General features: G+C 39.7%; 6 protein-coding genes. 2 read left to right on the top strand and 4 right to left on the bottom strand.

Annotated features, from left to right (window positions below):
- Positions 1-118: 118 nt before the first annotated feature.
- The gene (gene gluP, locus RDP42_RS12315; protein ID WP_303916151.1) at positions 119-1,324 is read right to left on the bottom strand and encodes a glucose/galactose MFS transporter; all 1,206 of its coding nucleotides are present in this window, start codon (positions 1,322-1,324) and stop codon (positions 119-121) included.
- 474 nt (positions 1,325-1,798) lie between these two features.
- Here gluP and RDP42_RS12310 point away from each other — a divergent pair, with 474 nt between their 5' ends.
- Complete coding sequence (locus tag RDP42_RS12310; protein ID WP_308763926.1) at positions 1,799-2,437, top strand: response regulator transcription factor; 639 nt, start codon at positions 1,799-1,801, stop codon at positions 2,435-2,437.
- Positions 2,434-4,500: an ATP-binding protein gene (locus RDP42_RS12305; RefSeq protein ID WP_308763925.1), complete on the top strand. Its 2,067-nt coding sequence runs from the start codon at positions 2,434-2,436 to the stop codon at positions 4,498-4,500. Before RDP42_RS12310 ends, RDP42_RS12305 begins: the two co-directional genes overlap by 4 nt.
- An 80-nt stretch (positions 4,501-4,580) precedes the next feature.
- On the opposite strand, the gene RDP42_RS12300 is transcribed toward RDP42_RS12305, so the two are convergent.
- From RDP42_RS12300 to RDP42_RS12290, 3 genes are all read right to left on the bottom strand, one after another.
- On the bottom strand, positions 4,581-5,006 hold the full coding sequence (locus RDP42_RS12300) for a DUF4878 domain-containing protein (RefSeq protein ID WP_308763924.1): 426 nt from the start codon (positions 5,004-5,006) through the stop codon (positions 4,581-4,583).
- A gap of 440 nt (positions 5,007-5,446) precedes the next feature.
- Positions 5,447-6,574, bottom strand: coding sequence for an SH3 domain-containing protein (locus RDP42_RS12295; RefSeq protein WP_308763923.1), 1,128 nt, complete (start codon positions 6,572-6,574; stop codon positions 5,447-5,449).
- Positions 6,575-6,694: 120 nt separating this feature from the next.
- A complete protein-coding gene (locus tag RDP42_RS12290) occupies positions 6,695-7,597 on the bottom strand; it encodes a hypothetical protein (RefSeq protein WP_308763922.1) in 903 nt (300 codons plus the stop codon).
- Between the last annotated feature and the right edge of the window lie 492 nt (positions 7,598-8,089).

Raw genomic sequence — 8,089 nt, 5'->3', positions numbered from 1 at the left:
TATACCACCAAAAGGCATGGACATAGGAAAAACATAAATCATACTCTATGAAAAATGGCAAAACGATGATTATATAACGAAAAAGAGGATGCATCATTTTGACACACCCTCCTTATTCTCACTTACGTATCTTACAACCGTACATTCCATAATATAAAATAAACAGGAAACAGGGTAAGCACAACCAGTATGCCTGTTGTGGCCCACATGCATCTTTCAACCAACCATACACCGTCGGTATAACTGCACCACCGAACATAGCCATAATAAGAAGTGATGAACCTGTTTTCGTGAATCGACCGAGATCAGCAATTGCCAAAGGCCACAGTGCAGGCCACATCAGTGAACAACCCAAAGCCATTAAAGACACGAAATAGATAGAGATGTCAGAAGGAGTGACAACCACAAGTACGGAACCGATAATTGCGATGATAGAGCATATCTTCAATGCGGTAGCCTGACTGATATAGCGCGGTATGAATATGATACCACATATATAACCTATCACAATTCCTATGGGGGCTATCCATGCATAGTTGGCTGCATTTGCCAGTCCAATCGAATTGGCATAATCAACCAGTGTACCCAACGATACAGTTTCTACACCTACATAAAGGAACAATGCTACACACCCCAACAATAAATGTGGGAACTGGAATACGGATGTTTTTCCCGAGCTGTTTGATTCGTCAGCCGCATTGTCTGCCGGAGCATCTTCACCTTCTGCCTTTACTTCCGGCAGGGGAGCAAAGAATGCCATGATACCAAGAATGACAAATGCCAAGATGATAATAATAAAAGGATATTCAAGGTCGGAAATGCCAATCTGGTTTACATCTTTTCCAATGAGCCATACGATGAATATGGACGGTATCGGCCAGGCAAGCTTGTTACAAATACCCATAATGCTGATACGTTTGGCCGCACTTTCCAACGGACCAAGGATAGTGATATATGGATTTACTGAAGCCTGCAGATAGGCATTGCCTGCCCCACTCACGAATGAAGCCAAAAGGAACAAGGTAAAACTGCCTCCATTTGCCGACAGAATAAAAAGATAAAACGCAACTGCAAATATAAAAAAGGATACAGACATGGTTTTCTTATATCCTATCGCCTTGATGGTAAGTCCGGCGGGATAGCCGAACAACAGAAAAGGAATAAAGGTAGCTGCAATAATCAGGTAAGAAGCGGCATTGGATATCTGCAGTGAACTTTGAAGTACAGGCACCAGTAAAGAGTTAATTCCCAATGCAAAACCGATGGCAAAGAACATTATTCCAATAAATGCCAAAGGAATCATAGTTTTGTTGTTTGAAGTCATTTTTCGTAAAAATTTAGGTTAAAAATACAATGTAATCTCATTCTAATAAATCAATGCAACTTTTCAATAGCAGACAAAAGTCAAACTCAGCCCACAATAATGCTAATCTTTTCATCCTGCTATTTATTTTAATTGTCATTTACTTTCAAAACACGGTTCATCCGGTCTACCGTTTATTACTTTGGATACTGCACCAGAGTAGCAAACAAGTCTGTTTATGATGCGTTTTCATTTTTTTCATTAGCATTTAGACTGTGCGAATATAACACATTCTCCCCCAATAGCCAAGAAAAAAATCAACGGATTAACATACAATGATTCTCTCCCCAAAGTTCGAAACTCCAATATTTACCTGCGCTGGCTGTTCATACCAATTCTGCGCAGTCAGCGCCTCTTTTCCCCACTTACACTTGCATAACGTAAGAAAAATTTCCATCTTTGTAGAAAAGCAGAAAAACTAAAATTACGCTTCCCATGAAGAATCTATACATTTTAGATGACCACCCGATTGTCACTGAAGGGCTCAGCCAACTGCTGGCAAACAACCACAACTATCAGATAACTACCGGCCAGCATCATTCTGAACTGTACAACTACTTGAGTCATGACACCCCTGATTTGCTAATCATAGACTATGAAATCCAAGGGCACACAGCCTTGGAAATCCTGTCCTACCTGCGGCAGAAAGCACTCCAAATCCCTGTGCTGATTTATACCATGCACACCGAGTTCTGGATTATCAAACTGCTGACCAAGGCGGAAGTAGCAGGCATCGTCACCAAAAACGATAAGATAGACGAAATAGAGAAAGCCATTGAACGCATACTGGAGGAAAACAGCAAATATTATTCACCGACCGCACTGCACATCGTGCTTTCCATCGTTGGCGACCAGTCGGCTGCCAAGCTGGTCAATTACATTCCCAGTCCGCGTGAACATGAAATCATACAGATGTTGTCTAACGGACTGACTTCCGATGATATTGCCCATCAACTCAATCTCAGCAAGAACACCATCGACACGATGAGAAAAAACATCTTGTTGAAAAGTGGAGCTACCAATGTATCCCATCTCATGCGAATTGCTTTTCTAAAAGGTTGGATTGCGATATGAAACACATTCTATTTTTAGTTTTCCTTTGCCTGAGCGTACAACTAAATGCCAGCGACAAGCACGAACATCTGACCGACTTGCTGCATTCATTTGGCGATAACGGGGAGTATGCAAAGATGGATTCCGTATACAAACTTATCACCCGTGAAAAGCATTACAGGGAAGATAAACTTTATGCACTGAATAACGACCTGGATTATGCCCGCTTCCTCAATCAGAAGGGAGATTATGCAAAAGCATACGGCCTGCTCACCCAAACTCGGGAAAAAGCCTCAGCTACAGAAAATTTATCGGAAAAGGACTCACTGTATATTCACCTACAAGGAATTAAAGCAATCTCCACGTACGAGATTGCCTACGGACAATGGCAGAACAACCAGTTGCCGGAAGCCAGAAATACGGCTGCCGAGGCAATCAAATTGCTGGAACAGCTGAAAGATTCCGTAAACCTGGCTGAAGCCTACAATCTGTCAGGAGTCATACACCGCCGACTTTTCATGTTCGACAATGCCATCTCATTGTATGAAAAAGCGCTTGTCCTTACCGAAAGCCTGAAAAACTACAACCTGGCAGCCATCATTGTGTCCAATATCTCCATTCTCTACAATGAAGTAGGAAAAAATGAGGAAGCCATACAGGTTTCACGCAAAATGTTTACTTATCCACAGACCGATACACAAACTTTGGACTACCGCATCGCACAAGTCAACAAATTGTGCAACCATGCCATCCTGCTGGCCAACAACAATTTGCTTGGCAACGCCCTGGACACCCTCAAACTGGCAAATCGGGAGCTTCAGCCGGAAATGCCCGACGGCCTCAAACTCCTGGCCTATACGCAATACGGCCGGGTATTGAGAGATTTAGGCAAGACTTCCCAAGCCCTCCAGTATTTTCAAAAAGCCATGAGCTGCAAAGCAACTACCTCCAACCAAGCAAATATCGCCAACCTGGAGTACCTGTATGGCTACATGCTGTTTCATGATACGGACTCCTTGGCCCAGGCACGCCATCATGTCATGAAAGCTGTAGAATTTGCCCGGAAATATCCTTCCGGCCTGTTACCCAAAGCATTGCTTACCTTAGCCGAAATTGAAGCTAAAAGACACGAAAACCAGCTGTCCTACCAGCTTGTGCTCGAAGCTTACAAAGCCAATGAAAAATTGAACGACCAATACTTCCACAACCGTTTGTCTGGATTCGAAGCCGAACTGGACCTCAAAGAAAAAGACTTACAGATTGCCGGCATCAATGAAAAACGGGCCGCAGACAGAGCCGCCTATCTGGCACGCACCTATACCATCGGAGGTATCCTCATTGTGATGGTCCTGCTACTTGTCATCCTGACCATCAGCATGCATAAAAGAAAAATAGCCTTCAACCTGAAGCAGTTGAAACTTCAAAAGGAGATTAAGGAAAAGGAAATGCAAAGCCAACTTCTGCTCACCGATATGCACAAGAAAATGACAGAACAATACATCTGCGGACTGGAAGACAGCAACAACCGTATTTCCAAGGAACTGCACGACGGCGTATGCAATGATTTGCTCTCCATAGAAATAAAGATGCAGCAAACGGGAACCTTGTCCTTGAGCACCCAGCTCTATCAGGTCAGAGAAGAATTGCGTAGCCTTTCCCATCAATTGGCAACGCCAGTCTTCAATAATTTCAGCTTGTATCAGGTGCTGATGCTCTATACCGACAAACTGAAGTCCTTAAAGAACATCCACACAGAATGTTATATAGAAGAAAGCATCAAACAGCTTTCATTGCCTCCCGAACATATCCAACAGGTATATCGTATCCTTCAGGAAATCGCATCCAACCTGATAAAACATGCCGATGCAAAAAATGCTTATGTCACTGCAAGCTATGAATCCGGAAAGGTAAACCTCATCATCGAAGACGATGGAAAAGGATTCTCTACCACACATCCGGCAAAAGAATCCTCCGGACTGGGCCTCAAAAACATTCAGGAACGCTGTGCGCAATTGCAGGGAGGCTGTGAAATCACATCAAAAGAACAGCACGGAACCGTGATACATTTCTGGTTCCCGGCATAAACTGGCATAAAAAAAGAATCCGCATTACAACTCCCCGATATTGTAATACGGATTCTTCGTCCATCATGCGTGTAAAGTCATTATTCATCCATCAGTCTGTCAGTTCCCCAGAACATGATTTCCCATTGCCCTTCCTTGTCTTTCACTAAATAGATAGAGGTCTCATTCTCTTCTCCCGACTTATAGACCTCCTTGAAGGTCACTCTTGCGTAAGTCCCCGTCTTACTGAGTTCTTCCTTCAAAATTTCATAGCTTACTAACTTTTCTTTATCACTCTGCTTGGCAACCTGTTTTTCAATCAGATCAGCCAAGTCTTTTCGGGCTTTTTCTTCTGCCTGAGGATCCTCATCATCTGTCAACTGCATCAAATCTACATACCCCTTGTAGTCTCCAGCCAGTGTACAATCCAAGGCTTTTTCCACTACAGCCGAAGGAGTATTGGAAGAGCAGGCTGACATGAATAATAAAGCTCCGACTCCGCATAAGGACTTAAAAATTGTTTTCATAGTTTTTCATGTTTTAGTTACCCACTAAAATCTATTCCTTCAATGATTATTTTTTCCAAAAATAAGCGATTAAATGCAAAACAAAATTCCCATAAATAACCTATTTCACATTCCTATTTATCGGAATCCCCCCTTTATAGGGCTTCAAAGCCACCGCATCAGTCTTTTTCAGATATATAGCGAATCTTCTTTTTCATACAAAGGAAGAACTTTTAACAAGAACGCACAACACTGAAAACCGTGATTTCCTCCGTGGAAAACTTCTTTTTCTCCTTATTTTCTTGCGAATAAAGCTTAGGAAACCAATCTCAGCACAAAACAAGCATAATCTATCTGAAAATAACAAATTAACAAATAACCCAATTTTACCCTTACCTACTATTAATCATACCTGTTCTCAAAATATCAATGTAAATGAAAAAGTATTCTACTATAGAAAATCATAATCGACGAGAATAACCATTATCCTCTACTTCCCAGAAATGTCCTTCTTCATCTTGCCACTCTCCCGTAGTCGGATTACGTGACAAAAATGTAGGACGCCCACTATCATCATATATCACTCTATCCCCTCCTGCTGTCTCTTGCGATATTCCTGAGGAAGGAACTTGAGATAAATTCTGCGAAACTTTACGTGTAGAAGCATGATCTCCTCCATTTGCTACTGCACCTATTAATAACAATATCAAGAATCCTCCAATCAGAAGCCCAGCAGATTCCCAAACCATAGCTAGAAAACCACCACATGTCAATGAGAGTAACAAAGTTGGACGAAGTGCTTCCACGATTCCAAGTCGATTTTTCATTGCCACAATCAACCACAAAAGACCGATTCCTCCCAGAACAATAAACCATAATTTAAGACTCAGCATCAATGAAGCAATAGATAATCCCAGCACAAGCATCAATGGATACCCTAACAAACTCCACAAACATCCGGAAAACACTTCAGACATAAGCCCACGAAAAGCTGCGAATTGAAATCCTAATACACCTATCAGTAAAGCAAAGCCTAATATAGCATAAAGCCAGCCAACTTCACCAGGATCTCCAAACCAAACCATAGAAGAGTGACCAGGAGCCATACACCCCGCCACAAACAACAATTCAGAAACTCCCATCAACACTAACAACACACCACTTAATGGAGTACGAGCCAGCAGCAGCAACAATATACCTAATCCCAAAATTACGAAAGGCATTTTTTTATACAAAAACATATACACCTGAGAATCAAACAAGTTATCATTGATACCTGGAATTATACACTCACCCGAAGGAGTACAGGCTACAAGATAACGAGCACTAACATATCCTTTCTGGCCATCATATTTTATTTCAGCCCAACCGTCCACACATGATTGTACCTCTAACAAGTCTCCTTTCTTTACTGAGCCTATTTTTGGGGCCTGAGATGACGGAGCTTCACGTACGACTAAACTCGTATTTACATCCACTTTATATAATCCAGTATCAATTTCTTGAGAATATGACAACGAAAACAAGCACAATGCTATTATCATCACACATATTTTTGCAAAAGATGAAGAATATATAATCGATTTCATACCCTTTATATTAAAATTTATTATACCAATATTGCCTCTATAACTGTGTACAATTCTAACAATATGATTATTCTATAATTTCAACTATTAGTTTCACAATATTAATTCACAGAAAATTCTTCAAAATTCATCAACTACGGAATAATTCTTACCTTCCATAATAAACATTCCAGGATCTTTCTGGTAATAAATTACATAAGGATCTATTTTTGACATCTCCTCCACGTTCAACTCCATAATATATCCAGATTGGAAATAAGTAAATATTAATGCATTTCCTTCCTTTCTTCCTAAATAATTTTCAACTAAAGCAGGTAAGAAGCTACCGTCTTTTAACGGACGCATAGTCGTCTTAAGCATCATCACTTGATTGCCTTTTTTACTAAATTCAATAGAAACCGGTCCATTAGAATAGCTTTTGGACAACGCATCTTCTGGTATATCATTCTCTTTAAGATAAAAACCATATTCCGGAGAAATATACCCTACACGCCTGTCTAATTCAGAGAGCTCCACTTTAAACCAGCCTTGTTCTTTTCCTAAAAACTTGAAACTCTGACCACGATCAGCTTTTAACAACGGAGTACCTGACACTGGAACAGCACGCACATTGACCTTGTCACCTCCCCTGATACATACAAAACCAAACTTATCCTGATGATTAAATACAAGTGGCGCAAAACCTGAAATCTTTAAAGAAATCTTTTTAGAAATAGGGTCACACTCCAACAAAGCCTTACTTTTCCCATTATAAGTTTCAACTATGACACTCGCCACATTATTTTGTATAGAAATGACATCCACAACAGGAAACTCCACCGAAGTATCTCCACAAAAATCACTATACATTCCATAATTTCCACTTACAGGAATGTCATACAAACTTAACTCCAACTCATAATAACAATCCCCCTTCCAATATCCCCATTTACCAACAAAAGGCTTCACACTATCCCCACTGATAGAAGCATGCACATTCACAAAACTAATCCACAAAATAAATAAAAGAAACAATCTATTCATAAGCATTCTTATTATAAATAAACATAAATACGGCTAACAAATTTCCTCTTATTATATCACACACTTAAAAACCACACAATACAAAAAGCTATTCCATACAGCTACATCTCTACACAGTTTGAATTACTATCATTAAACTCAAAATGAAAGAACTCTACACACGATTCTATTGCTCCCCCTCAATAGCGCTTATATAAATTATTTTTATCAAAGATAATTAATTAAATACAATAAAATACTCCTAAAAATAGCCTATCTTCTGTTCTTATTTATAAGAATGTACTTAAAAGAAGTATGGCACAAAACAATTAAAACATAATACTTTATCGATTTTAACTAGAAATCCAACAATAAAATTCTTATAAACGATTCATTATATCAAAGTAGGTAAATATGACAAATTTTTATTTTTTATAAAAGACAATCTATTTTCTAAATAACGTGAGTTCGATATAAGAATAAATATAATTTATTGAAAAATAGGAACATAGC

It is taken from the genome of uncultured Bacteroides sp., from assembly GCF_902472605.1.
Taxonomy (GTDB): domain Bacteria; phylum Bacteroidota; class Bacteroidia; order Bacteroidales; family Bacteroidaceae; genus Phocaeicola.
The sequence above is the reverse complement of the archived record's forward strand: the minus strand, read 5'-3'. Positions and strand labels throughout refer to the sequence as shown.

Coding starts and splice junctions, on each gene's coding strand:
- RDP42_RS12300 (WP_308763924.1), bottom strand. CDS start 5,006: ATGAAAACAATTTTTAAGTCCTTATGCGGAGTCGGAGCTTTATTATTC.
- gluP (WP_303916151.1), bottom strand. CDS start 1,324: ATGACTTCAAACAACAAAACTATGATTCCTTTGGCATTTATTGGAATA.
- RDP42_RS12310 (WP_308763926.1), top strand. CDS start 1,799: ATGAAGAATCTATACATTTTAGATGACCACCCGATTGTCACTGAAGGG.
- RDP42_RS12290 (WP_308763922.1), bottom strand. CDS start 7,597: ATGAATAGATTGTTTCTTTTATTTATTTTGTGGATTAGTTTTGTGAAT.
- RDP42_RS12295 (WP_308763923.1), bottom strand. CDS start 6,574: ATGAAATCGATTATATATTCTTCATCTTTTGCAAAAATATGTGTGATG.
- RDP42_RS12305 (WP_308763925.1), top strand. CDS start 2,434: ATGAAACACATTCTATTTTTAGTTTTCCTTTGCCTGAGCGTACAACTA.